Consider the following 22,728-nt stretch of genomic DNA (forward strand, 5'->3'; position numbering starts at 1 on the left):
GCCGGCCATTCGCCGATAAGGTACGCGCCATGACTTGCTTGACCGTTACGAAACCTCGAATCAGCGGGGTGTTCCCATGAGCATCGCGCAAATCAGCCTGCCCAAGGGGGTCGGCCCGCACGCCGAAAAACTGTTCGATGCAATTACTCAGGCCAGCAACGCTGATGAGTTGAACCGTGCGGGGGGTAAGGCCGAGGGGTTTGTCCTGGGCCTTGAAAGCACCAAGGCGATCAAGAGCCAGGTCGCTGAATCACTGTATGTCGTTTATGACGACGCTGCCAGCCAGCGCGCGAGCGAACTGGCCTAGCCGCCGAAAGTAATGGTGCCAAGCATCAGTTTGGCGTAGAGCGCCGTGGCACCCAGTTGCACCAGCCACAGGGCCAGGCCGCCGAGAAACACGCCGGCAGCGACTTGCATCACCAGATTGTTGCCGCGTTGTTTGGCCGGGGTGCGGGGGATGAAGTCATCCAGGTCGTCGCGGTCGGCGCGTAGGTCATCGTTTTTCATGTGGGCTCTCGAAAATCCGGGTGGGACACAACCTGTAGGAGCCGGCTTGCCGGCGAAGAGGCCATCACGGGCAATATTCATTTCGGTTGGTACCTCTTCGCTGGCAAGCCAGCTCCTACAGGGTAGATGTGTGCAGTCTAGGGGGGCTGGTTAGCGGTTTGAGAATTATCTACGACAAATAAAAAACGGGAAGCCCAAAGGCTTCCCGTTTTTCGTACCACGCGAACGTCAGATCACCTGAACGATCGCATCCGTCACAACCTTGATGTTGCTCTGGTTCAACGCAGCCACGCAGATACGGCCGGTGTCCAGGGCGTAGATACCGAACTCGTTGCGCAGGCGATGCACTTGTTCAACGGACAGGCCGGAGTAGGAGAACATGCCGCGCTGACGGCCAACGAAGCTGAAATCGCGCTGCGGCGCGTTTTTCGCCAGGGTGTCGACCATTTGCGTACGCATGCCACGAATGCGCAGGCGCATTTCGGCCAGCTCGGCTTCCCACTGGGCGCGCAGTTCCGGGCTGTTGAGCACGGCAGCGACGATGCTTGCGCCGTGGGTCGGCGGGTTGGAGTAGTTGGTGCGGATCACGCGTTTGACCTGCGACAGGACGCGCGCGCTTTCTTCTTTCGATTCGCTGACGATCGACAAGGCGCCAACGCGCTCGCCGTACAGCGAGAACGATTTGGAGAACGAGCTGGAGACGAAGAAGGTCAGGCCCGACTCGGCGAACAGGCGCACGGCAGCGGCGTCTTCGTCGATGCCATCGCCGAAACCTTGATATGCCATGTCGAGGAACGGCACGTGACCTTTGGCTTTTACCACTTCCAGGACGTTGTTCCAGTCCGCCGGGCTCAGGTCCACACCGGTCGGGTTGTGGCAGCAGGCGTGCAGGACAATGATCGAGCCGGACGGCAGGGCGTTCAGGTCTTCCAGCAGGCCGGTGCGGTTCACGTCATGGGTCGCGGCATCATAGTAGCGATAGTTCTGCACCGGGAAACCGGCGGTTTCGAACAGCGCGCGGTGGTTTTCCCAGCTCGGGTCGCTGATGGCCACGACGGCGTTTGGCAGCAGTTGCTTGAGGAAGTCGGCACCGATTTTCAGCGCGCCAGTGCCGCCAACGGCCTGGGTGGTGATGACGCGGCCGGCGGCGATAAGCGGCGAATCATTGCCGAATAGCAGTTTTTGCACGGCCTGGTCGTAGGCGGCGATGCCGTCGATTGGCAGGTAGCCCCGGGAAGCGTGTTGAGCGACGCGAATGGTTTCGGCTTCGACAACGGCGCGCAGGAGTGGAATTTTCCCCTCCTCGTTGCAGTAAACACCGACGCCCAGGTTGACCTTGTTGGTACGGGTATCGGCGTTGAATGCTTCGTTGAGGCCCAGGATTGGATCGCGTGGTGCCATTTCGACAGCGGAGAACAGGCTCATTTTTGCGGCGGCTCTGAATGGAGAGTGGAGGGACGTGTCGCGCTCCAGCCGAATGCACTAGAGCGGTGCACAAACGGGGAGCTAGTATAGAGGCCATCCGCGAGTGATGGCGACAGACGAATCGGCTTTTGAGGTAAGTTTTTCCGATTATTTTTCGACCGTTAGTCGATTGGCGTCGTCTAAGTCTTTACGCGTTGTAGGACGTTTGCCTTGAAAGCGCTGGCAATCGACTCCACATTGAGCGCAATCCAGTTTTTTCCTCGGGCGACATCGGTCGTTTGTGGTCTTTCTCGTTCGTGTCGGTTTTACCGGCAAGAGTGATCCCAGAGGTTCTACATGTCTGAATTCCAGCTAGTCACCCGTTTCGAGCCCGCCGGCGATCAACCGGAAGCCATCCGCCTGATGGTCGAGGGCATCGAAGCCGGGCTGGCGCACCAGACGTTGCTCGGTGTGACCGGTTCGGGCAAGACCTTCAGTATCGCCAATGTGATTGCCCAAGTGCAGCGCCCGACCCTGGTGCTGGCGCCGAACAAGACCCTGGCCGCGCAGTTGTACGGCGAGTTCAAGGCGTTTTTCCCGAACAACGCCGTCGAGTACTTCGTTTCCTACTACGACTACTACCAGCCTGAAGCCTACGTGCCTTCTTCGGACACCTTCATCGAGAAAGACGCCTCGATCAACGATCACATCGAACAGATGCGCCTTTCTGCGACCAAGGCATTGCTGGAGCGCAAGGACGCGATCATCGTCACCACGGTGTCGTGCATCTACGGCCTGGGCAGCCCGGAAACCTATCTGAAGATGGTGTTGCACGTGGATCGCGGCGACAAGCTCGACCAGCGTGAGTTGCTGCGGCGCCTGGCCGACCTGCAATACACCCGCAACGACATGGAATTTGCCCGTGCGACCTTCCGTGTGCGCGGTGACGTGATTGATATCCACCCGGCGGAATCGGACTTCGAAGCGATCCGCATCGAACTCTTCGACGATGAAGTGGAAAGTCTGTCGGCGTTCGATCCGCTGACCGGCGAAGTCATCCGCAAGCTGCCGCGCTTCACCTTCTACCCGAAAAGCCACTACGTGACGCCCCGGGAAACCCTGATGGGTGCCGTCGAAGGGATCAAGGTCGAGTTGCAGGAACGCCTGGAATACCTGCGTTCCAACAACAAGCTGGTGGAAGCCCAGCGTCTGGAACAGCGCACCCGGTTTGACCTGGAGATGATTCTCGAGCTGGGTTATTGCAACGGCATCGAGAACTACTCGCGCTATCTGTCGGGTCGCGAAGCCGGGGCGCCGCCGCCGACCCTGTACGATTACCTGCCGGCCGATGCCTTGCTGGTGATTGACGAGTCCCACGTCAGCGTGCCGCAAGTCGGCGCGATGTACAAAGGCGACAGGTCGCGCAAGGAGACGCTGGTGGAATATGGCTTCCGCCTGCCGTCGGCGCTGGACAACCGGCCGATGCGTTTCGACGAGTGGGAAAGCATCAGCCCGCAGACGATTTTCGTCTCGGCGACGCCGGGCAACTATGAAGCCGAGCACGCCGGGCGCGTCATTGACATGGTGGTGCGTCCGACGGGGTTGGTGGACCCGCAAATCGAGATCCGTCCGGCACTGACCCAGGTCGACGACTTGCTGTCGGAAATCACCAAGCGCGTCGCCCTGGAAGAGAGGGTGCTGGTGACGACGCTGACCAAGCGCATGGCCGAAGACCTGACGGACTACCTGGCCGATCACGGCGTGCGCGTGCGCTACCTGCACTCGGACATCGACACCGTGGAGCGGGTGGAAATCATCCGCGACTTGCGCCTGGGCACCTTCGATGTGCTGGTGGGGATCAACCTGCTGCGCGAGGGCCTGGACATGCCGGAGGTGTCGCTGGTGGCGATCCTCGATGCCGACAAGGAAGGTTTCCTGCGTTCCGAACGCTCGCTGATCCAGACCATTGGCCGGGCGGCGCGTAACCTCAATGGGCGGGCGATCCTGTATGCCGACCGGATCACTGGCTCCATGGAGCGGGCGATCGGTGAAACTGAGCGTCGCCGCGACAAGCAGATCGCCTTCAACCTGGCGAACGGCATCACGCCCAAGGGCGTGTTCAAGGACGTGGCCGACATCATGGAAGGCGCCACCGTGCCGGGTTCGCGCAGCAAGAAGCGCAAGGGCATGGCCAAGGCCGCCGAAGAGAACGCCAAATACGAAGCGCAATTGCGCTCGCCGGGCGAGATTGCCAAGCGCATCAAGGCATTGGAAGAGAAGATGTACCAGCTGGCGCGTGACCTGGAATTCGAAGCGGCGGCGCAGATGCGCGACGAGATTGCCAAGTTGCGCGAGCGGTTGATCACCGTCTGAAAGAGCAGGGACACCGTTGACCTGTAGGAGCTGGCTTGCCAGCGAATCGATGGTGGCCCTGATGCCGCCTTCGCTGGCAAGCCAGCTCCTACAGGGATTGCAGCGTCTCAGTGAGCTTCACCAGCCTTGAGTCCAGCCGGCAATTTGCGGGTCAACAACACCGCCAGCATGCTGATCCCCAGCGCTATCCCGACAAAATGAAAGGCATCGTTATAAGCCATGATCGACGCCTGCTGGTGAGCGATCTCACTGAGCTTGCCCAGGGCTGCGGCCTCGCTGCCAAACCGATCCGTCAGTGACGCCATCCGTTCCGCCACCTGCGGATTGGTCGGCACTATCGCTTCGCGCAAATAATCGAAGTAGGTCTTGGTCCGCGCATCCAGCAGCGTGGCGAGCAGGGCGATGCCGATGGCGCCACCGAGGTTGCGCAGGATGTTGAACAGGCTCGACGCCGACCCCGCATCCTGGGGCAGGATGTACGCCGTGGCGATCAGGGAAATGGTGACCATGATCAGCGGCTGGCCCAGCGCGCGAATGATCTGGATCTGATTGAACTGCGGCCCGGCGAAGTCCGGGTTGAGCACGCCCGAAGAAAAGCTCGCCAGCCCGAATAGTCCGAAGCCCACCGTGCACAGCCATTTGGGCGAGACATACTTCATCAGCTTGGGCACCAGCGGAATCAGGAACAGCTGCGGCACGCCCATCCACATGATCACTTCGCCGATCTGCAGGGCGTTGTAGTTCTGGATCTGCGCCAGATACAACGGCAACAGGTAGATCGAGCCGTAGAGGCCAACCCCCATCCCGATGCTGGAAATGCTCGACAGGCCGAAGTTGCGATTGCCCAGGATGCCGAGGTTGATCAGCGGATTGGGTTTGGAAAACTGCACGATCACGAAGGTGATCAGGCTGATCAGGGCGATGCTGCCCAAGGTCACGATCAGGTCCGACTCCAGCCAGTCCTTGCGATGGCCTTCTTCGAGAAACACCTGCAAACAGCCCAGGCCCACGCCCAGGGTCACAATCCCGGCGTAGTCGGTGCTTTTCAGCAGTTCCCAGTGTGCTTCCTTCTTCTCCAGGCCGTACATCAGGCCGGCGATCATGATCAGGCCGGGCGGAATGTTGATGTAGAAGATGTATTCCCAGCCCCAGTTTTCCGTCAGCCAGCCGCCCAGCGTCGGGCCGATGGAGGGCGCGAAGGTGGCGGTCATGGCGAACATGGCCATGCCTTTTGCACGGTGATGCTCCGGGAGTTTGATCAGCGTCAGGGTGAACGCCAGCGGAATCAGCGCGCCGCCGGTAAAACCCTGGAGTGCGCGAAAGACGATCATGCTCTCCAGGCTCCAGGCCATGGAGCACAGCAAGGAGGCGACGAGGAAACCGAGGGATACCCACACCGCCAAACGTCGCGCTGACAATAACTGCACGAGCCAGGCGGTGAGCGGGATCATGATGATTTCCGCCACCAGGTACGAGGTGGAAATCCACGAACCTTCTTCCAGGGTTGCCGACAGCGCGCCCTGGATATCCTTGAGCGAGGAGTTGGTGATCTGGATGTCGAGCACCGCCATGAAGGCGCCGAGCATCACGCTCATCACCGCGATCCAGTCCCGCCGGGTCGGCTCGCCGACGGGGCGGATCAGTTGATCACCGGCCATCGTCAGGGTTGTCTTTGCTGCTCAATTTGGCGCTGACGTCTTGCGGTGCGTCCTTGATGTTCACCTTGGCGGTGACCGACATGCCCGGGCGGATCTTGCCGCGCAGCGGATTGTCGGCGGCGAAAGTCAGTTTCACCGGGATCCGTTGCACGACTTTGGTGAAGTTGCCGGTGGCATTGTCCGGCGGCAACAGGCTGAACTGTGCGCCAGAGGCGGCGAACAGGCTGTCGACCCGCGCTTCGATCGGCGTGTCGCCGTAGGCGTCGAAGGTCAGCTCGGCCTTCTGCCCGGGCTGCATGTGGCCAATCTGGGTTTCCTTGAAGTTGGCCTGGATCCAGATGTCTTCATCGGGCACCACCGACAGCAGGTAGGCGCCGGCCTGCACGTACTGGCCTTCACGGGCGGCACGTTGGCCGATCAGGCCGCTGATCGGCGCATGGATTTCACTGCGGGTGAGGTTCAGCTCGGCCTGGGCCAAATCAGCCTTGGCATTGGCGATCTGCGCGTCGAGACGTTTGATTTCAGCGGTCAATGCGTTGACTTGCTGGCGTTGTCCCTGGGCATCCGCCTGGGCCTTGGTCAGTTGCGAGCGGGCGATGTGGTTGTCGGCGGAGAGGGTGGTCACGCGCTCTTCGGAGACATAACCGGGCTTGCGCAAGGTCTCGGCGCGGGTCAGGTCGATCTGGGAGCGGCCCAGGCTCGCCTGGCTGGACGCCACTTGCGCGTCGCTGGCGGCGATCAGGCTGGCCTGCTGGGTCAGTTTGCTCTGGGCTTGCAGACGTTCGGCCTGGCGGGTGGCGAGGGTCGCGTTGGCGCGGTCGACGGCGAGGCGGAAATCGTCGCCTTCGAGCCTGATCAGCAACTGGCCTTTCTCGACGTGCTGGTTGTCCTGCACCAGCACCTGATCGATGCGCGCACCCAGCTGGCTCGACACGCGGGTGATCTCGCCCTGGACATAGGCGTTGTCGGTGCTTTCATAAAAGCGTCCATTGAAAAACCAATGGGCAAAAAAGCCCCCGGCGATCAGCAGGACAATCAACAGGAAGATGGACAGGCGACGCTTGAGTTGGGCAGGCATGGGGCAAACTGTAGTCGAGAATATGTAAGGAAAGTTATCAGCAGGTGAATCTGGCATACAGCCGATAAACGGTAAATGCCATCGGCTGATATTCGGCCATTCACCACGCCATACGGGCGTTGTAGGCGCAACCTTGGCTTAAATGCCCTGTTCACTGGAGCATGGCGTACGTCGCCTGTTACCATTCGGCTCTTGTTTGAAGTTCGCTTTGATCTTCGCTTTTATTCTTGTCGAGACTTGCCATGACCACCGTCCGCACGCGCATCGCGCCATCGCCTACCGGGGACCCCCACGTAGGTACCGCTTACATCGCATTGTTCAACTACTGCTTTGCCAAGCAGCACGGCGGTGAGTTCATCCTGCGGATCGAAGACACCGACCAGCTGCGCTCGACCCGCGAATCGGAACAGCAGATTTTCGACGCCCTGCGCTGGCTGGGCATCGACTGGAGCGAAGGCCCGGACGTTGGCGGCCCGCACGGTCCGTACCGACAAAGCGAGCGCGGCGATATCTACCAGAAGTATTGCCAGCAGCTGGTCGAAATGGGCCATGCCTTCCCGTGCTTCTGCACCGCTGAAGAACTGGACCAGATGCGCGCCGAACAAATGGCCCGTGGCGAAACCCCGCGTTACGACGGCCGCGCGCTGTTGCTGTCCAAGGAAGAAGTGGCGCGCCGCCTGGCCGCTGGCGAACCCCACGTAATCCGCATGAAGGTGCCGAGCGAAGGCGTCTGCGTGGTGCCGGACATGCTGCGTGGCGACGTGGAAATCCCGTGGGACCGCATGGACATGCAAGTCCTGATGAAGACCGATGGCCTGCCGACGTACTTCCTGGCCAACGTGGTCGACGACCACCTGATGGGCATCACCCACGTATTGCGCGGCGAAGAGTGGCTGCCATCGGCACCGAAACTGATCCTCCTGTACGAATACTTCGGTTGGGAACAACCGGAGCTGTGCTACATGCCGCTGCTGCGTAACCCGGACAAGAGCAAGCTGTCCAAGCGCAAGAACCCGACGTCGGTGACCTTCTACGAGCGCATGGGCTTCATGCCCGAAGCCATGCTCAACTACCTGGGTCGCATGGGCTGGTCGATGCCGGACGAGCGCGAGAAGTTCTCGCTGCAGGAAATGGTCGACAACTTCGACCTCAAGCGCGTCTCCCTCGGCGGGCCGATTTTCGACATCGAGAAGCTGTCATGGCTCAACGGCCAGTGGCTGCGTGACCTGCCGGTGGAAGAATTCGCCGCGCGCGTACAGAAGTGGGCGTTCAACAGCGAATACATGATGAAGATCGCGCCGCACGTCCAGGGCCGCGTCGAGACCTTCAGCCAGGTGGCACCGCTGGCCGGGTTCTTCTTTGCCGGTGGCGTGAATCCCGATGCCAAGCTGTTCGAATCGAAGAAGCTGTCGGGTGACCAGGTCCGCCAGTTGATGCAGTTGATCCTGTGGAAGCTCGAAAGCCTGCGCCAGTGGGAGAAGGACCACATCACCGCGACCATCCAGGCGGTGGTCGAATCCCTGGAACTGAAGCTGCGTGATGCCATGCCGCTGATGTTCGCCGCGATCACCGGCCAGGTGAGTTCGGTGTCGGTGCTCGATGCGATGGAAATCCTCGGGCCGGACCTGACCCGTTTCCGTCTGCGCCAGGCGATCGACCTGCTGGGCGGCGTGTCGAAGAAAGAAAACAAGGAGTGGGAAAAGCTGTTGGGCGCGATCGCCTGATCCCGCGTACCTGACCTTGTAGGAGCCGGCTTGTCGGCGAAGGCGACCTCGAAGCTTGCGTCGATCTTGCGGCCGCCTTCGCTGGCAAGCCAGCTCCTACAGAGGGGAAAACCCCCCGGATTTACGGGCGAGGGCGGTAAGTGGTTGTTATGTCGGCAAAAAATTTTAAATTTTTTGAAAAATAAGTTTGACAGACTTTCGATACGCCCTTAAGATTCGCCCCGTCCTCAGCGATGACATCAACGATGAGGGGCTATAGCTCAGCTGGGAGAGCGCTTGCATGGCATGCAAGAGGTCGACGGTTCGATCCCGTCTAGCTCCACCAATTTACACTTCAAGGTCTGGCCACACCGGCCTTGAAGCGATCAACACTCAGCGTTGATCAGTTGTATAGAAGGGTTTGCGTCCCCTTCGTCTAGTGGCCTAGGACACCGCCCTTTCACGGCGGTAACAGGGGTTCGAGTCCCCTAGGGGACGCCAGTTTTACAGAAACGATGTTGCAAGATGTCGTTCCGCCGCGAGGCGAAAAATCCGGGGCTATAGCTCAGCTGGGAGAGCGCCTGCATGGCATGCAGGAGGTCAGCGGTTCGATCCCGCTTAGCTCCACCAATTTTACAAGTTCAAGGTCTGGCCACACCGGCCTTGAATCGATCAGCTCTCAGCACTGATCAGTTGTATAGAAGGGTTTGTGTCCCCTTCGTCTAGTGGCCTAGGACACCGCCCTTTCACGGCGGTAACAGGGGTTCGAGTCCCCTAGGGGACGCCACGATTACCCGCTCTGCGGGATTTTATAAGGGTCATTCAATTATTGAATGGCCCTTTTGTTTGTCTGGCGTTTGGCCAAATCTCCCTCTTCCTCTCAAACTGTTCTTCAGACCAGCGGTCACATCCACGACTTGCAGAAAATTATTATGAGAATAATATTCTAGTCGTAATATTCGGAGGCAACGATGAACGATAAAAAAGCTCAAACCCGCGAACGCATCCTCAAGGCTGCCAGCGCCGCGCTTATTCAGCGTGGTCCGGCCGAGCCGAGCGTTGGCGAAGTGATGGGCGCAGCCGGCCTGACGGTCGGCGGCTTTTATGCGCACTTCGAAAGCAAGGACGCCATGATGCTTGAGGCGTTCAAGCAGTTGCTGGGTCACCGCCGTGACCTGATTGCCGACATGGATGCCGACTTGACCGGTGAAGAGCGACGCACCCTGGTCGCTGCGTTTTATCTGTCGCGCAAACACCGCGATTCCAGCGAGTCGGCGTGCCCGATCCCGGCCTCGATCGGTGAGCTTGGACGCCTGCCCGAGGCGTTTCGAATCGCTCTGAATGAACACATGGAGCTGATGGTCGCGCAGTTGGCGGCCAGTCCTGAAGACACCGACAAAACCCTGGCCGACCTGGCCTTGATGGTGGGCGGCCTGGCGCTGGCACGGGCGCTGGGCCCCGGTGATTTATCCGATCGATTGCTGCGCGCGGCCAAGTCGGCGGTGCGTTGATCTGAAGGCTGCGGCCTGGGGAGAATGCGATGAGCACGTTGAAGTGGGTTCGTGGCGTTAATGGCACCTTGGGCTGGTTCGCCCCGAAGCTGGTGGCGAGCAAAATGCGTCTGGCGTTCATGACGCCGCGCGACTTCCCGCCCCGTGACTGGGAACTGCCACTGCTGGCGAAGTCGGAACGCATCACCTTGCGCTTCGGTCTGTCGGCATTGCGTTGGGGACAGGGCCCAGCGGTATTGCTGATGCACGGCTGGGAGGGTCGACCCACGCAGTTCGCCAGCCTGATCACGGCGCTGGTCGATGCCGGTTATTCGGTGGTCGCCCTGGACGGCCCGGCCCATGGTCGCTCCCCTGGGCGCGAGGCGAATGTGGTGCTGTTCGCCCGTGCCATGCTCGAAGCCGCCGCCGAGTTGCCGCCGCTGCAAGCGGTCATCGGTCACTCCATGGGCGGCGCCAGTGCGATGCTTGCCGTGCAACTGGGCCTGCGCACCGAAACCCTGGTCAGCATTGCCGCCCCGGCGCGGATTCTCGGGGTACTGCGCGGTTTCGCCCGCTATGTAGGGTTGCCACCGAAAGCCCGTTCGGCGTTCATCCGTCAGGTCGAGACCGACGTCGGCATGCGCGCTTCGATGCTGGACGTCGCGCACTACCAACTCGACATGCCTGGCCTGATCGTGCATGCCGAAGACGACACCCACGTCCCTGTCAAGGAATCGCAGCTGATCCACGAAGCCTGGTTCGACAGTCGCCTGCTGCGCCTGCAGGAGGGCGGTCATCAGCGGGTGCTGGCCGACCCGCGGGTGATTGATGGCGTGTTATCACTGCTGGCCGGTCGCAGCCTGCAATCGCGCCAATCGGCCTGAGCATCCGTTACACTGCCTCGGTCGAATCAATCTGATCGGGGAGTGGGGCATGGGCTGGGATCGGGCAACGCCATTTATCATTGATCTGCAAGTGGGCGCCGAGGATATCGATGGGCTGGGGCACGCCAATAACGCGGTGTACGTGACCTGGCTCGAACGCTGTGCGTGGCGTCACTCCCAGCGCCTGGGCCTGGATCTGGTCGAGTATCGGCGGCTGGACCGGGCGATGGCGGTGGTGCGCCACGAGATCGATTACCTGGCAGCCGCCTATGAAGGCGACGAGTTGCAATTGGCGACCTGGATCGTCGATTGGGACCAGCGCCTGAGAATGACCCGTCATTTCCAGTTGAAGCGCCCAAGCGACAATTCAACCCTGCTGCGTGCGCAAACCACTTTCGTCTGCATTGAGTTGTCCACAGGCAAGCCCAAGCGCATGCCGGCCGAGTTCATCGAAGGTTATGGCCCGGCGCTGCAAGCCCCCGCCTGATACCCCCTGTAGGAGCGAGCATGCTCGCGATGGTCGTCAACGAAGACGCGACCAGCCTGACACCCCGCGGCGCTCTCGGGTTTTTCGCGAGCATGCTCGCTCCTACAAGGAATCTGCAGATTTCCGCCGAAACCAGTAAACTGCCGCACGTTTTTCGTTGAGTGTGTTTTTCATGCAAATTGCATTGGCACCCATGGAGGGGTTGGTCGACGATATCCTGCGCGACGTGCTGACCCGGGTGGGCGGTATCGATTGGTGCGTGACCGAGTTCATTCGGGTCAACGACCAACTGCTCACGCCTGCCTATTTCCATAAATTCGGCCCGGAGCTGCTCAACGGTGCCCGGACTGCCTCCGGCGTGCCGCTGCGCGTACAGCTGCTGGGTTCCGATCCGGTGTGCCTGGCGGAAAACGCCGCGCTGGCGTGCGAGCTGGGCTCTGAGGTGATCGACCTCAATTTCGGCTGCCCGGCCAAGACGGTCAACAAATCCCGGGGCGGTGCTGTGCTGCTCAAGGAGCCTGAGCTGCTCAACCAGATCGTCGAGCATGTCCGTCGCGCCGTTCCGGCGCACATTCCGGTAACGGCCAAGATGCGCCTGGGTTTTGATAGCCCGGACGGATCGCTGGTGTGCGCCACGGCGCTGGCTGAAGGCGGCGCCGAGCATATCGTGGTCCACGCACGAACCAAGACCGACGGCTACAAGCCACCTGCCCATTGGGAGTGGATCCCACGCGTACAGGAAGTGGTCAAGGTGCCAGTGTTTGCCAACGGCGATATCTGGAGTGTCGAAGACTGGCGCCGTTGCCGGGAAATCAGCGGCGTGGAGGACATCATGCTCGGCCGCGGCCTGGTGTCGCGCCCCGACCTGGCCCGGCAGATTGTCGCGGCCAAGGCCGGTGAAGAGGTCGTCGAGATGACCTGGGCCGAGCTGTTGCCATTGATCCAGGATTTCTGGTTGCAGGCCAAGGCGCAGATGACCGCGCGTCAATCGCCAGGTCGCCTGAAGCAGTGGCTGGCCATGCTGACCCGCAATTATCCCGAGGCGGTCGAGTTGTTCAGCGTGCTGCGCCGGGAGACCGAACTGGACCAGGTTTCACATCTGTTGGGTTTGCCGGTGGCCGAAGCGGCCTGAAAAAAATCTTCAAAAAATCTCTTGAAATGCAATCAGCGGTCCCTATCTAAGGGTTACGCGATGCCGAACTCGGGTCGCGGAGACAAAAAACCTTGCTGATTGTTTTCAGGAGATTTGAACCATGAGTACTGCATTTTCCCTGGCCCCACTGTTCCGTTCCTCGGTAGGCTTCGACCGTTTCAACGATCTGTTCGAAACCGCCCTGCGCAACGAGCCAGGCAGCACCTACCCACCTTACAACGTCGAGAAACACGGTGACGACCAATACCGCATCGTCGTGGCGGCGGCCGGTTTCCAGGAAGAAGACCTGGACCTGCAAGTCGAGAAGGGTGTGCTGACCATCAGTGGTGGCAAGCGCGACGCCAATGAAGGCGTGACCTTCCTGCACCAGGGCATCGCCCAGCGTGCGTTCAAGCTGTCGTTCCGCCTGGCCGATCATATCGAGATCAAGGCCGCGGACCTGCGCAACGGTCTGTTGAGCATCGACCTGTTGCGGGTGGTTCCGGAAGAGGCGAAAGCCAAGCGCATCCCGATCAACGGGACGCAAAAACCGGCTCTGCAACACTAAGCCAGAGCAGGAAAAGGGCGCCATCCGGCGCCCTTTTTTGTGAAAAAATATGTCCCCTGTACTCAGTTTTTTTGTACCCTTTTCTATCATTGGTAGAATTCAGAACGGTGCCTCGGAGGCTCTGGGAAGTACCTGGGTACCTCTGATTTCATTAGCATGTACTGAGATTCGTCTATAAATACGTGTGCGCAAAACTATTTCCATTTCGTTTAACGATCTATAAATTAAACCACCCTCACCCATTGTGCCAAACCGATAATGGTGACCAGGAATCATGGATCTAAAACCATCGACATATACTTCATAAACTCGTGGTGTTCCATTGTTGTGACTGGCCGCTGCCTCCGAAAAATCTACTGCTGTTCTTCTAGTAGGGGACACATAGAAACCTGGGCCACTGCTGAGACCGCCAGCGCTATTCATGAAATTGGAGTGCAGCCCGGCTGTCAAACTCTTGCGGTGTGCTTCCGTGGATCCATGTGTGCCAACATAATCTAATATATTTATATCCGTTTTTAGTGGCGGCGGTGGTTCAGAAGCATTTCTAGTCGTATTTGATGGTCGATTCAAAGGAGTCGGGTGTTCTTTTATATTTAGAATAGGCGTTTGTTGATAGGCACTACGTGCTTGCGTTTTCTTGGGTGATACGTGTCGAGGCCATTTGGATAATGATCCGCTCTTAAGTGCGTTCTTCACGAATTGTGAAATATGCCCCGTCGGATCGGTTCGATTTACTGGATCCCCAACGCAATACGCATACGCATTCAACCCTCCCTTCCCAAACGGACTCAAACTGTCTGGGCTGTTGAACCTCATAAGCACCGGATTGAACTGCCGATACCCGTGCCCCAAATGATAGTGCCCAGTCACTAGATCCGGTCGCTCGCCGTTAAATCCGAGTAGATTAAGCAAGCAATTACCGAGGAAACTATGGCCATAGGGCGTGTAGGCAATGGGATGTACTCGGTGCGCGTCGAGAGTGTTCAATACCGACCCTTGCAGGTCGGTTGTCAGAAGAATGATGTCGATCTTGTCGTCAATCTGCTGACGTTGCGCCAACACGTGGTCGTCATACTGAAAAATGCTGCGTTTCGCCACATCCTGAAATTCGGTGACCAAATGGTCTTTGCAATAAAAACGCTGAATATCGGCCTGCAGAACTGGCGCCCAACTTATCGATCGATCCAGCGCATCGTAGCGGTAACTGCACAGCAGATTCTGGCGAGGTGATATGGGCATTGGCTGAGCTCCGATCAAAGTCCGTAAGGCTGGACCTAAAGCATCGGCGCATTTTCAGTTTTCGCCCACTATCAGAGTTGCTAGTCCGCTCATGTGGCTGGGGGCAATGCAATCAGGTCCACCCATACCGAACCAGATGAAAGAAGATCGGCGCCGCAAAACACACCGAATCCAGTCGGTCGAGCATGCCGCCATGGCCTTCGATCATATGCCCCCAATCCTTCACCCCCCGGTCGCGCTTGATCGCCGACATCACGATGCCGCCGGCGAAGCCCAGCAGGTTGATCAGCAGGGCGATGAGCAGTGACTGCCAGGCGCTGAACGGCGTGATCCACCACAAGGCGCAACCAATCAGCGAGGCCAGCAGGATGCCGCCGACAAAACCTTCCACGGTCTTGGACGGCGACAGGTTCGGGGCGATCTTGCGTTTGCCGAACAATTTGCCACACACGTACTGCAGCACATCCGACATCTGCACCACGATCACCAGATAGGCGATCAACAGCAGGTTTCGCCCCTCGAAACCTGCGATGTCCAAAGTCAGCAGGGCGGGTACATGGGATACGCAGAACACCGCGATCATCAGGCCCCACTGGACTTTCGAGGCCCGCTCGAGGAAGTGCGTGCTGTCGCCGCCCAGGGACGCCAGGATCGGCAGGAGCAAGAACACGTAGACCGGAATGAAGATCGAAAACAGTCCGTACCAGTCGTAGTAGATCAACAGGTACTGCAGCGGCAGCGCCAGGTAGAAGGCCGCGACCAATGCCGGGTAGTCGCTGCGGCGGGTGGGCGTGAGGGTCAGGAATTCGCGCAGGGCGTAGAACGACACGGTGTAGAACAGCAGGATCACCGCGCCGGTGCCGAGCCAGAAGGCGATCCCGATCACCAGTACCATCACCCACCAGGCGTTGATCCGTGCGTTGAGGTTGTCGATCACCGGGTTTGGGGTGCCGTGGGTACGGCGCTTGAGCACCAGGCCGATGATCGAGGCCAGCAGCAGGAACGCGCCAATCCCGGCAAACAACATCAAGGTCTGTCTGTCCATGTCAGGCATGCTCCCCGGCCAGGCTCAGCAGCGCTTCGCGACTGCGCTCGAGGAACTGCGCCTTGCTTTCGTCTTCGTCGATGGCCAGCGCGGCGCCAAAGCTGATGGTGCATAACAGCGGCAACGGCAGCACACGCCCCTTGGGCATGACGCGGTTGAGGTTGGCGATCCACACCGGGATCACCTGCGCCTGGGGATATTGTTTCGCCAGGTGATACAGCCCGCTCTTGAAGGGCAGCAGGCCGTCTTCGGGGTTGCGTGTGCCTTCCGGAAAGAGGATGAGCGAATCGCCGCGTGCCAGGGCGTCTAGCATCGGCTGCAAGGGATTGTCGGTGCTTTCCTTGCGCTCGCGGTCAATCAGCACGCCGTTGAATACCCGGTTGATGATGTACCGACGCAGGGGGCTCTTGAGCCAGTAATCCGCACCGGCCACCGGGCGGGTGATGCGGCGCAAGGTTGGCGGCAGGGAGGCCCACAACAGCACGAAATCGCCGTGACTGCTGTGGTTGGCGAAATAGATGCGCTGTACCGGTTGCGGCGCACAACCGAGCCAGAGGCTGCGTGCCCCGGTGAGCAGGCGCGCGGCCGAGGTGATGAGGGTGGCAACCACGGGTTCCAGCATGAGAGCTCCTTATCCAGCAAAGGTCAGCCAGGGGCCGACCAGGATGAAAACCAGGGTCAACAGCACCTGTGCCGCGACCAGCAGCGCCTGGCGGCGCAACAGCTTCAGGGCGCCGGTGATACGTTCGCTCCAGGGGCGCCCGCCATGCTCGGCGGGCTGCAGATTCAGCGTTGTCAGGGCTTGATCCAGGGACAGGGTGTGTTTGGGAAGATTTTCAGCTCGCTCGGCAAGGTGTTGGAACAGATCGGCATCGAATGCCACCCGCACCGCCCAGTATTTTTGCCCCAGGCCGAGGATTAACAACCCACAGCTGCAGGTCGCGCTCCAGAACCCCTGGTCGGCCAGGAGGGACTGGCTCAGGCCGAACAAGGCGCCCAACAGGGTAAGCCCGTTGGACAGTCGATCCAGCAAGTCGCCACGACGTAACAGACTGGCTGTCACCTGCAGTTGCATATCAATGGACACCGTTCTTCTCCATGTGGGTCGCCAGCGGCTCCAGCGCCCCTCGGTGCAAGGGCCCCAGGACAATCCCCGGGCGTGCGCGCTGGATCACTAAAAAGGCTTCGGCGACACTGCTGGCCCGCCCGGTGTGCAACAACCAGGCGGCGACGGCGGTGGCGCTGCGCGAATAGCCCAGGGCGCAGCAGACCAGTAGCGGCCCGTGCTGACGCAGGCTTTCGATGGCCAGCGCGGCTTCCCGGCATTGCAAGGGGGTGGGGGCGGTCAAGTCCAGGACTGGCAGCGTGCGATAGGCGACGGTGCCAGGATCAATCGACAGTTCGGCGCACAGGTCGAACACGGCGCTGAAGGGGCTGTCTTTGAGTTCCCGGCCAGTCGGTATGCGCCCGAGCCAGACGTCATCGAGCACCTGGTCCGGCTGCGGATTGTTGCGCGTCCACAGGCGCGAGTTCAGCCAGGCGGCAGCCAGATAGGGTGCCAGCAGCCAGCGTGCGGCAGGGGACAGGCGTCCATCAGCGCGCTTCTGAAAACCTTCTGCGCCTAGTACGGAGTAATTGAGCGCCACCAGCAGCAAGGCCGACGCCGGCCAGGTCAGCCACAGCCAGATGCCCCCGAAGCAAAAGGCCGGAACCGCGAAAGCAGCAGCGCCCACGAGGTAATACAGCGTCAGTTGCCAGGGTTTTTTTCCCTTTGCCAGCCGGGCACCCCGCAGCGGGCTGGGCCCCTCCAGAGGCCACAGCCACACACACAGCCAGCCAAGCAGCGCACCGGTCGGCAGATCAATGAAGTGGTGCTGGTAGGTGGTCAGCACCGAGATTCCGATCAGGGCAAACCAGGCATGCATCAATCCGCGCCAAAGGCCCTGCAAGTGCCTGTGATAGCAGGTCCACAGGATCACCAGCAACGCAATGTGCAGCGATGGCGCCTGATTGAACGGCTTGTCGAAACCTGCCAGGACATCGAACAGCCAGCCGAATATACCGTCCAGTTCCGGCCGGGCGAAGGTGAAGCGCAACGGCCAGATCAGGAAACAACTGACCGCAATGAGCTGCGCGGTGAGCAGGCGCAAGGCGTGGCGCTTGAGTTCCTGGCGACTGTCGGGTAGCAGCAGCGACAGCCCGTACAGCAAGTCGATGGACCAGTACGGGACGATGGTCCAGGCCCAGAACGGCATGTGGTGTTCCCAGCCGAACACCAGGCTGCCGACATCGTCGCGCTGGGTGGTGAACCAGGTGGCGAAGCCGTAGGTGCCGAAGAACAACGGCGCCAGGAGCAGCAGCCAAAGCACCGCTGGTTTGAGCAGGCCGGGCTCGCGTGCCGTGGTTGCGCTGCGCAACATCAAGACACCCGTTGCGCGAGCGCCACGCTGAAAATGCCCCACTGGTCGACGCGCATGCTGACTTTGCGAAAGCCGGCGGCCTCCACCAGTTGGTCCATTTCCACCTGGGTGCGTCGGCGCATGACCCAGGCCTGGCCTTCACGGTGGCTGGTCAAGGCGCGGGCGATCAGTTCCAGCTGCGGGTGCCAGGGTTGGCCGGTGTAGACCAGGTATCCGCCAGGCTCCACGGCTTCGGCCAGGCCGGCGAGGGAACCAGCGACCATTTGGTTGTCGGCGAACAGCTCGTACAGTCCGGAGACCACCGCCAGGGTCGGCTTGGGTTGCAGCGCAGCCAGGTCGGCACGGTCGAAGGCGTCGCCCTTGACGAATTGTGCGATCCCCTCCAGGCCTTTCTCGCGGATCAGCGCGCTGCCGTCGCGCACGTTGATGTCGCTGTAATCGCGCAACAGGATCGACTCGGGTAGCGGACTGACGCCCTGCAAGGCTTCGAGAATGTAGCGCCCGTGTCCGGCGGCGATGTCGACGATGCGCACTTCGCGGCCCTGGTCGCGTAACTGTTGCATCGCCAGGCGCAGCAGTTCTTCGACGTGCAGCTTGCGTTGGCGAATGCCGCGCCAGCCGATGGAATCGAGGTAATTGCGGTCGATCAGGCGACCGACGCCCGACTTGCCCGTGGGGGTGTTGCGATAGACGTAGTCCAGGGTGCTGCCGGAATCGAACCCGGTGTCGAACCCCAGCTTGATCCCGGACGACAGTTGGCTGCCCAGGCGCATGCTGGCGCGGGTCATGCGCCAATACAGATCGCGCAGGGAGTTGTGCGGCAGCGGCGCGGCCAGTGATTCGGATTCGGCACAGGTCAGGCCCAGGCGATCGGCGGCCAGCAGGCTGGGGCGTTCGCTGGGCTGGGCGAAATTCTGCAGGATGAAGCGCCGTGCGCTGGCGACGGCGTGCCCACGGTTCTTTTCGCCCAGGGTGTCGTGGAAGAACCCCGGCAGCACATGTTTTTCCTTGCGCAGGCTGCCCAGGCGCTCGAAGAACTGTTCCTGGGGTTGGCGATGCACGACGAAGTCGGCACCGGAGATCAACAGCTGAGTGGGTATCGTGATGGCTTGGGCATCGGCCACTACACGCTCGGCAGCCTCGTAGAGACCGAGCAGGACATTGACTGAAATGGCCTTGGTGATCAACGGATCGCTGTCGTAGCTGGCGACGCGCTGCGGGTCATGGCTGAGAAAGCGCGCCTTGACGTAGCTGTTGACGAAAAAGTTGCCGCGCCACTGGCGCATCAACGCCAGCCCCTGACGGGCGAACGGCATATAGAGCTTGACCTTGAACGCCGGGGACGCCAGCACCAGCGCTCGTATTCGCGGCGCGTAATCGTGGGCCCAGGTAGCCACGATCACCGCGCCGACGCTTTGCGCAATCACCGCGATATTCTCTTCGTCGATCTGGTAGGTCGCGCTCAGGTGCTCACAGAAGCTCTGCACGTCGCGCACGCTGGTGGCGAAGCTGGGGCTGTCGCCCCGGGCGCCCGGTGAGAGGCCATGGCCCCTGGCATCCCAGGCGAAGACATCAAAATCGGGTAGATCCAGTTCATCCACCAGATGGGCAATGCGCCCGGAGTGTTCGTGGCCGCGGTGAAACAGCAGCACGGCCTTGCGCGGCTCTCCCGGTTCCGGGGTGCCGGGCCAGTGTCGGTAGAACAGTTGCACGCTGTCGTGGGTAGTGAATGGCTGTTGTTGTGCTTCACGCATTGCCATTTCCTTCGGCTGAAGAGCTGTCGATTTGTGTTTCCCTGAGGCCCTGGCGGACTCGGTTGACCAAGGTGCAGACCAGCAGCATCGCGATGATCGCGAACACCGCGTTGATCCAGAATGGGCCGACCCAGCCCGGTACGATCCCGGCGGCCACGACCCCCAATACAAAAGCCCGGTCACTTTTGCCCATGGGCCCGTCATAGCGCCGCGAAGCCCCGACCATCGGCCCCAGCACGCCGCTGTACTCGCTGAACAAGGCGAGCAGCGCCACCAGCAGCACCAGCCACAGGCTGACGCCGGGCAGCAGGGCGAAGGGCAGGATCAGGGCGCAGTCGGCGGTGATGTCGCACAGCTCATTGAGATAGGCGCCCAAGCGGGACTGCTGGTTGAATTCCCGAGCCAGCATGCCGTCGATGGCGTTGAGCGCCATGCGCACGATCATCCAGATGGGTACCAGTACAAAGACCCAGGGGTGATGCACGAAGCCCGCGATGGTCATGCCTACCAGGATTGAGCCGATGCCCGCGATCAGGGTGATCTGGTTGGCGGTGGTGCCCTTGTCGAACAGGCGCCGGACCAGGGGGCGCAGGAGGTTTTGGAAGGCGGGTTTGATCTGGTAGATGCTGGGCACGTTGGAGAGGTCTCGGGGGAGGCGATATGGTTACTGAGTGTAGATGGCATCTTGGGATGAATTTGGCGACAACGTCTGGTGCATGGGTTTAATGCTGAAAGCGTGATCTTGTCGCGATGAGGAAGAGTCAGGGATTCGTCCATGGCGTGGCCAATGACAGCGTGATGAGGTAACGCTCCTCGGTGGGGTGCCTGTAATCCGTGAAGCGATTGACCACCATCATCACCTGATACTGGGTGCCTGCATGCCAGTAGGATGTGCCGCCTTTGTTTGCATCGCGTAATTGGGCACGCCAATGCGGCATGTCCGCGAACGGTGGGAAGTCATTGACCCTGATGGGTACCCAGCCAGCATTGCGCCATTGCTCCTGTAGATCCAGCACGACCTTGAGTGTGTCGTCGAGCAGCAGCGGCTCGATTTGTGGGGACATGCGGACACTGCTGACCCGCTCATCATCGAAACTCACGGTAAAGAAACGGGCCAATGGGGTCACAAAGCCGTATTGAGGGTGTGCGAAGCGCAGGCGAGCATCAGACTTGGCCTGCCGCCCCCAATAGTGTCCGGGAATGGCTGGATCAATGGCCGCACTGGAGCGACGGCGCATATCCTCCCAAGGTTCGCCAATCAACAGGGCAATTTCCGGCTCATCCGATAGGGCCTCGATCGCTGTCAATGTCAGGAGGGCCGCGACCGCCAGTGCCAACGCACCACGACGCCAGCCCACGCGTTGCAACAGGCTCATCGCACGCCTCCACCCCACGCGTTGCAACAGGCTCATCGCACGCCTCCACCCCAGGCGATATCCCTAATCGACTGCTCAATCTGCCCGCGCTGGTTGCTGCGTAATAGATCATCAAACTGATCTGCGGCTCTGAGCACGAAGGGCATGCGCTGATTGATATCGGCCAGGTTGGCAGTGAGGCTGTTGCTGAAACCAACGGTACGTCCATCGTCGATACGGCGGCATTGACTGGCCAACGTCAGTTCGATGGCTTCGGCGGCGCCAGACGGGATACTGCTCAGGTAGGAAAGATGATTGCTGTACAGCAATGAGCTGAATCGCCAGTCGTTGTACATCGCTGGTTGCAGAATATTTTGTTGTTCGTGCCAAGCCAAATGTTCAACGCTTTTGGCGATGTTGCCCGCTTCTATCGCCTCAAAGGCTAGCAGGATTTCCTTATGGTCAATCCCGAACTTCAGTGTTTTCTCGCCGACTGGCCACAGCACCGGATACTGCCCACTCCCATAGATGTTTTTCCGTGAAGGCAGGCAATCCTTCAGCGCCTCCAACCCACGTTCCCTGTAGAACACATGCAACGGATACACATCCAGGAACAGCGTGGTATTCCCCATGGCCAACATCTCGTACACAAATCTGTACATCCATTGCGAGTACGACAAGGGCATGTCGGCACCCCAGTGAGTGAAGCCCCACACCGGGTTGTCGCGGTTGGCCTGTTCGTACTCGTGCTGGCGTTGCTCGAACTCGCGAATTTTCGCGCGCTTTTCCCGCTCACTGCTGCTGAACAACCCACCCAGTCCTTGTCTGGCACTGTCCCTCAGTTGCTGAATCGCGTGCTCTTCCGCCTGCATCTTTTCAAGCGTATCGGCCGCGTGCAGCAATCCACAGCCCACCTGTTTCGAGGCGAAGGCCGCAAGGCCTGCCCACTGGAATCGCGGATCGAGGCGCCACAACTGGGCGTAGGCGGCATTGATTGCCTTGTTGCGCGCCTTCGGGTCGGCAATCAGTTTGCCGCCTGGTGCCACGACGTTTTCGACCCGCTGCTGATACCCACGCCAAAGGTTTTCACAGATAGTCCCCGGCCGTTCGCTGAGCGTCGGAGTGGGCGCCCGTGCTGAGGAAGTGGAAGCGGTTTGTCGCGGCGCGACCGGGTGGTTGGGCGCAACCGGCGCGGCTTCCTGTTGAGGGTCGCTCCTCACGGCTTGCGGCGCTGCATCCTGTGTGGACTCATAGCTGATGTTGGTAAACGAGGGGTGAAGCCCGGCCTTGCAGGGACAGCTGCTGCGGCTATCCAGCGAGCCAGCTGCCAGCCTACCGTGACTGTCAAAGGACGAAATACCACCGACAATCTTGTAGGTTTCGTCGTTCTTGCCACAGGAAACCGGATCCCCCTCGCGAGCGTGGGCGAAGCCAAACATCATGATGCGGGTATCGCTGTCCAGCACCTCGCCACCGCAACTGGTCTTGTCGCCCTTGCGAATGAAATACCCCTTGGCCATGGCTGCAACTCCTTGTCTGTTGACCATCAAATTGCGCCTGCCTCCGAAGGATTGGAGACAGGGCAAAGTGCAGCGCAAGGGTTCTATATGAGGCAGTCAGGCGTAAATCGG

Annotated in this window: 23 protein-coding genes and 4 tRNA genes; 14 read left to right on the forward strand and 13 right to left on the reverse strand. The window is 60.3% G+C overall.

Features of this window, described 5'->3' with window-relative positions:
• The first annotated feature begins 76 nt into the window (after positions 1-76).
• Positions 77-307 (forward strand): hypothetical protein, encoded by a 231-nt coding sequence (locus ACYP2Q_RS22010; protein ID WP_459732443.1) that lies wholly within the window; start codon positions 77-79, stop codon positions 305-307.
• Here ACYP2Q_RS22010 and ACYP2Q_RS22015 read toward each other — a convergent pair.
• Together ACYP2Q_RS22015 and ACYP2Q_RS22020 are read right to left on the reverse strand one after the other, a co-directional pair.
• A complete protein-coding gene (locus ACYP2Q_RS22015; RefSeq protein WP_111282164.1) occupies positions 304-507 on the reverse strand; it encodes a hypothetical protein in 204 nt (67 codons plus the stop codon). The genes ACYP2Q_RS22010 and ACYP2Q_RS22015 overlap by 4 nt on opposite strands.
• A 228-nt stretch (positions 508-735) precedes the next feature.
• Positions 736-1,932, reverse strand: coding sequence for an amino acid aminotransferase (locus ACYP2Q_RS22020; protein WP_459732444.1), 1,197 nt, complete (start codon positions 1,930-1,932; stop codon positions 736-738).
• 336 nt (positions 1,933-2,268) lie between these two features.
• Between ACYP2Q_RS22020 and uvrB the strand changes: the two genes are divergently transcribed.
• On the forward strand, positions 2,269-4,284 hold the full coding sequence (gene uvrB, locus ACYP2Q_RS22025; RefSeq protein ID WP_459732445.1) for an excinuclease ABC subunit UvrB: 2,016 nt from the start codon (positions 2,269-2,271) through the stop codon (positions 4,282-4,284).
• Positions 4,285-4,391: 107 nt separating this feature from the next.
• Here the strand turns inward: uvrB and ACYP2Q_RS22030 are convergent, their stop codons facing one another.
• Both ACYP2Q_RS22030 and ACYP2Q_RS22035 read right to left on the reverse strand, forming a co-directional pair.
• Positions 4,392-5,942, reverse strand: coding sequence for an MDR family MFS transporter (locus tag ACYP2Q_RS22030; RefSeq protein WP_459732446.1), 1,551 nt, complete (start codon positions 5,940-5,942; stop codon positions 4,392-4,394).
• Positions 5,932-7,020 (reverse strand): HlyD family secretion protein, encoded by a 1,089-nt coding sequence (locus tag ACYP2Q_RS22035; protein ID WP_459732447.1) that lies wholly within the window; start codon positions 7,018-7,020, stop codon positions 5,932-5,934. The genes ACYP2Q_RS22030 and ACYP2Q_RS22035 overlap by 11 nt, the downstream gene beginning before the upstream one ends.
• Positions 7,021-7,262: 242 nt before the next feature.
• Here ACYP2Q_RS22035 and gltX point away from each other — a divergent pair, with 242 nt between their 5' ends.
• The 11 genes from gltX to ACYP2Q_RS22090 all read left to right on the forward strand — a co-directional run bounded on the left by gltX (position 7,263) and on the right by ACYP2Q_RS22090 (position 13,284).
• Positions 7,263-8,744: a glutamate--tRNA ligase gene (gene gltX / locus ACYP2Q_RS22040; RefSeq protein ID WP_459732448.1), complete on the forward strand. Its 1,482-nt coding sequence runs from the start codon at positions 7,263-7,265 to the stop codon at positions 8,742-8,744.
• A 249-nt stretch (positions 8,745-8,993) separates the two neighbouring features.
• Positions 8,994-9,069: transfer RNA gene (locus ACYP2Q_RS22045), tRNA-Ala, on the forward strand.
• 79 nt (positions 9,070-9,148) lie between these two features.
• Positions 9,149-9,224 (forward strand) — tRNA-Glu (locus tag ACYP2Q_RS22050).
• A gap of 53 nt (positions 9,225-9,277) precedes the next feature.
• Positions 9,278-9,353: transfer RNA gene (locus tag ACYP2Q_RS22055), tRNA-Ala, on the forward strand.
• Between the two features lie 81 nt (positions 9,354-9,434).
• Positions 9,435-9,510: transfer RNA gene (locus ACYP2Q_RS22060), tRNA-Glu, on the forward strand.
• A 184-nt stretch (positions 9,511-9,694) separates the two neighbouring features.
• Entirely contained in the window at positions 9,695-10,234 is a 540-nt protein-coding gene (locus tag ACYP2Q_RS22065) for a TetR/AcrR family transcriptional regulator (protein WP_459732449.1), read from the forward strand.
• Positions 10,235-10,263: 29 nt separating this feature from the next.
• The gene (locus ACYP2Q_RS22070; RefSeq protein WP_459732450.1) at positions 10,264-11,097 is read left to right on the forward strand and encodes an alpha/beta fold hydrolase; all 834 of its coding nucleotides are present in this window, start codon (positions 10,264-10,266) and stop codon (positions 11,095-11,097) included.
• Positions 11,098-11,146: 49 nt separating this feature from the next.
• A complete protein-coding gene (locus tag ACYP2Q_RS22075) occupies positions 11,147-11,584 on the forward strand; it encodes an acyl-CoA thioesterase (protein ID WP_459732451.1) in 438 nt (145 codons plus the stop codon).
• 20 nt (positions 11,585-11,604) lie between these two features.
• A complete protein-coding gene (locus ACYP2Q_RS22080) occupies positions 11,605-11,745 on the forward strand; it encodes a hypothetical protein (protein ID WP_459732452.1) in 141 nt (46 codons plus the stop codon).
• 11 nt (positions 11,746-11,756) lie between these two features.
• Complete coding sequence (locus ACYP2Q_RS22085) at positions 11,757-12,716, forward strand: tRNA dihydrouridine synthase (protein ID WP_459732453.1); 960 nt, start codon at positions 11,757-11,759, stop codon at positions 12,714-12,716.
• Positions 12,717-12,837: 121 nt separating this feature from the next.
• On the forward strand, positions 12,838-13,284 hold the full coding sequence (locus ACYP2Q_RS22090) for an Hsp20 family protein (RefSeq protein ID WP_046817890.1): 447 nt from the start codon (positions 12,838-12,840) through the stop codon (positions 13,282-13,284).
• A gap of 99 nt (positions 13,285-13,383) precedes the next feature.
• Here the strand turns inward: ACYP2Q_RS22090 and ACYP2Q_RS22095 are convergent, their stop codons facing one another.
• On the reverse strand, positions 13,384-14,346 hold the full coding sequence (locus ACYP2Q_RS22095) for an RHS repeat-associated core domain-containing protein (protein ID WP_459732541.1): 963 nt from the start codon (positions 14,344-14,346) through the stop codon (positions 13,384-13,386).
• On the opposite strand from ACYP2Q_RS22095, the gene ACYP2Q_RS22100 reads away from it, so the two are divergent.
• Positions 14,251-14,514, forward strand: a complete 264-nt coding sequence (locus ACYP2Q_RS22100) for a hypothetical protein (protein WP_459732544.1) — start codon at positions 14,251-14,253, stop codon at positions 14,512-14,514. The genes ACYP2Q_RS22095 and ACYP2Q_RS22100 overlap by 96 nt on opposite strands.
• A gap of 121 nt (positions 14,515-14,635) precedes the next feature.
• Here ACYP2Q_RS22100 and ACYP2Q_RS22105 read toward each other — a convergent pair whose 3' ends face one another.
• The 8 genes from ACYP2Q_RS22105 to ACYP2Q_RS22140 form a co-directional block, all read right to left on the reverse strand.
• Positions 14,636-15,568 carry a phosphatidate cytidylyltransferase gene (locus tag ACYP2Q_RS22105; RefSeq protein WP_459732454.1) on the reverse strand — a complete coding sequence of 311 codons (933 nt, stop codon included), beginning with the start codon at positions 15,566-15,568 and terminating at the stop codon, positions 14,636-14,638.
• A gap of 1 nt (position 15,569) precedes the next feature.
• On the reverse strand, positions 15,570-16,190 hold the full coding sequence (locus ACYP2Q_RS22110) for a lysophospholipid acyltransferase family protein (RefSeq protein WP_459732455.1): 621 nt from the start codon (positions 16,188-16,190) through the stop codon (positions 15,570-15,572).
• Between the two features lie 9 nt (positions 16,191-16,199).
• The gene (locus tag ACYP2Q_RS22115; RefSeq protein WP_459732456.1) at positions 16,200-16,655 is read right to left on the reverse strand and encodes a hypothetical protein; all 456 of its coding nucleotides are present in this window, start codon (positions 16,653-16,655) and stop codon (positions 16,200-16,202) included.
• The gene (locus tag ACYP2Q_RS22120) at positions 16,645-17,988 is read right to left on the reverse strand and encodes a phosphatase PAP2/dual specificity phosphatase family protein (RefSeq protein ID WP_459732457.1); all 1,344 of its coding nucleotides are present in this window, start codon (positions 17,986-17,988) and stop codon (positions 16,645-16,647) included. Before ACYP2Q_RS22120 ends, ACYP2Q_RS22115 begins: the two co-directional genes overlap by 11 nt.
• Positions 17,988-19,742, reverse strand: coding sequence for a bifunctional alpha/beta hydrolase/class I SAM-dependent methyltransferase (locus ACYP2Q_RS22125; RefSeq protein ID WP_459732458.1), 1,755 nt, complete (start codon positions 19,740-19,742; stop codon positions 17,988-17,990). The genes ACYP2Q_RS22120 and ACYP2Q_RS22125 overlap by 1 nt, the downstream gene beginning before the upstream one ends.
• Positions 19,735-20,376, reverse strand: a complete 642-nt coding sequence (locus tag ACYP2Q_RS22130) for a CDP-alcohol phosphatidyltransferase family protein (protein WP_459732460.1) — start codon at positions 20,374-20,376, stop codon at positions 19,735-19,737. Before ACYP2Q_RS22130 ends, ACYP2Q_RS22125 begins: the two co-directional genes overlap by 8 nt.
• Before the next feature lie 127 nt (positions 20,377-20,503).
• Positions 20,504-21,118, reverse strand: coding sequence for a hypothetical protein (locus ACYP2Q_RS22135; RefSeq protein ID WP_459732461.1), 615 nt, complete (start codon positions 21,116-21,118; stop codon positions 20,504-20,506).
• A 32-nt stretch (positions 21,119-21,150) separates the two neighbouring features.
• Positions 21,151-22,617 carry a PAAR domain-containing protein gene (locus ACYP2Q_RS22140; protein WP_459732462.1) on the reverse strand — a complete coding sequence of 489 codons (1,467 nt, stop codon included), beginning with the start codon at positions 22,615-22,617 and terminating at the stop codon, positions 21,151-21,153.
• Positions 22,618-22,728 lie beyond the last annotated feature (111 nt).

Source organism: Pseudomonas sp. MHK4, from assembly GCF_054600775.1.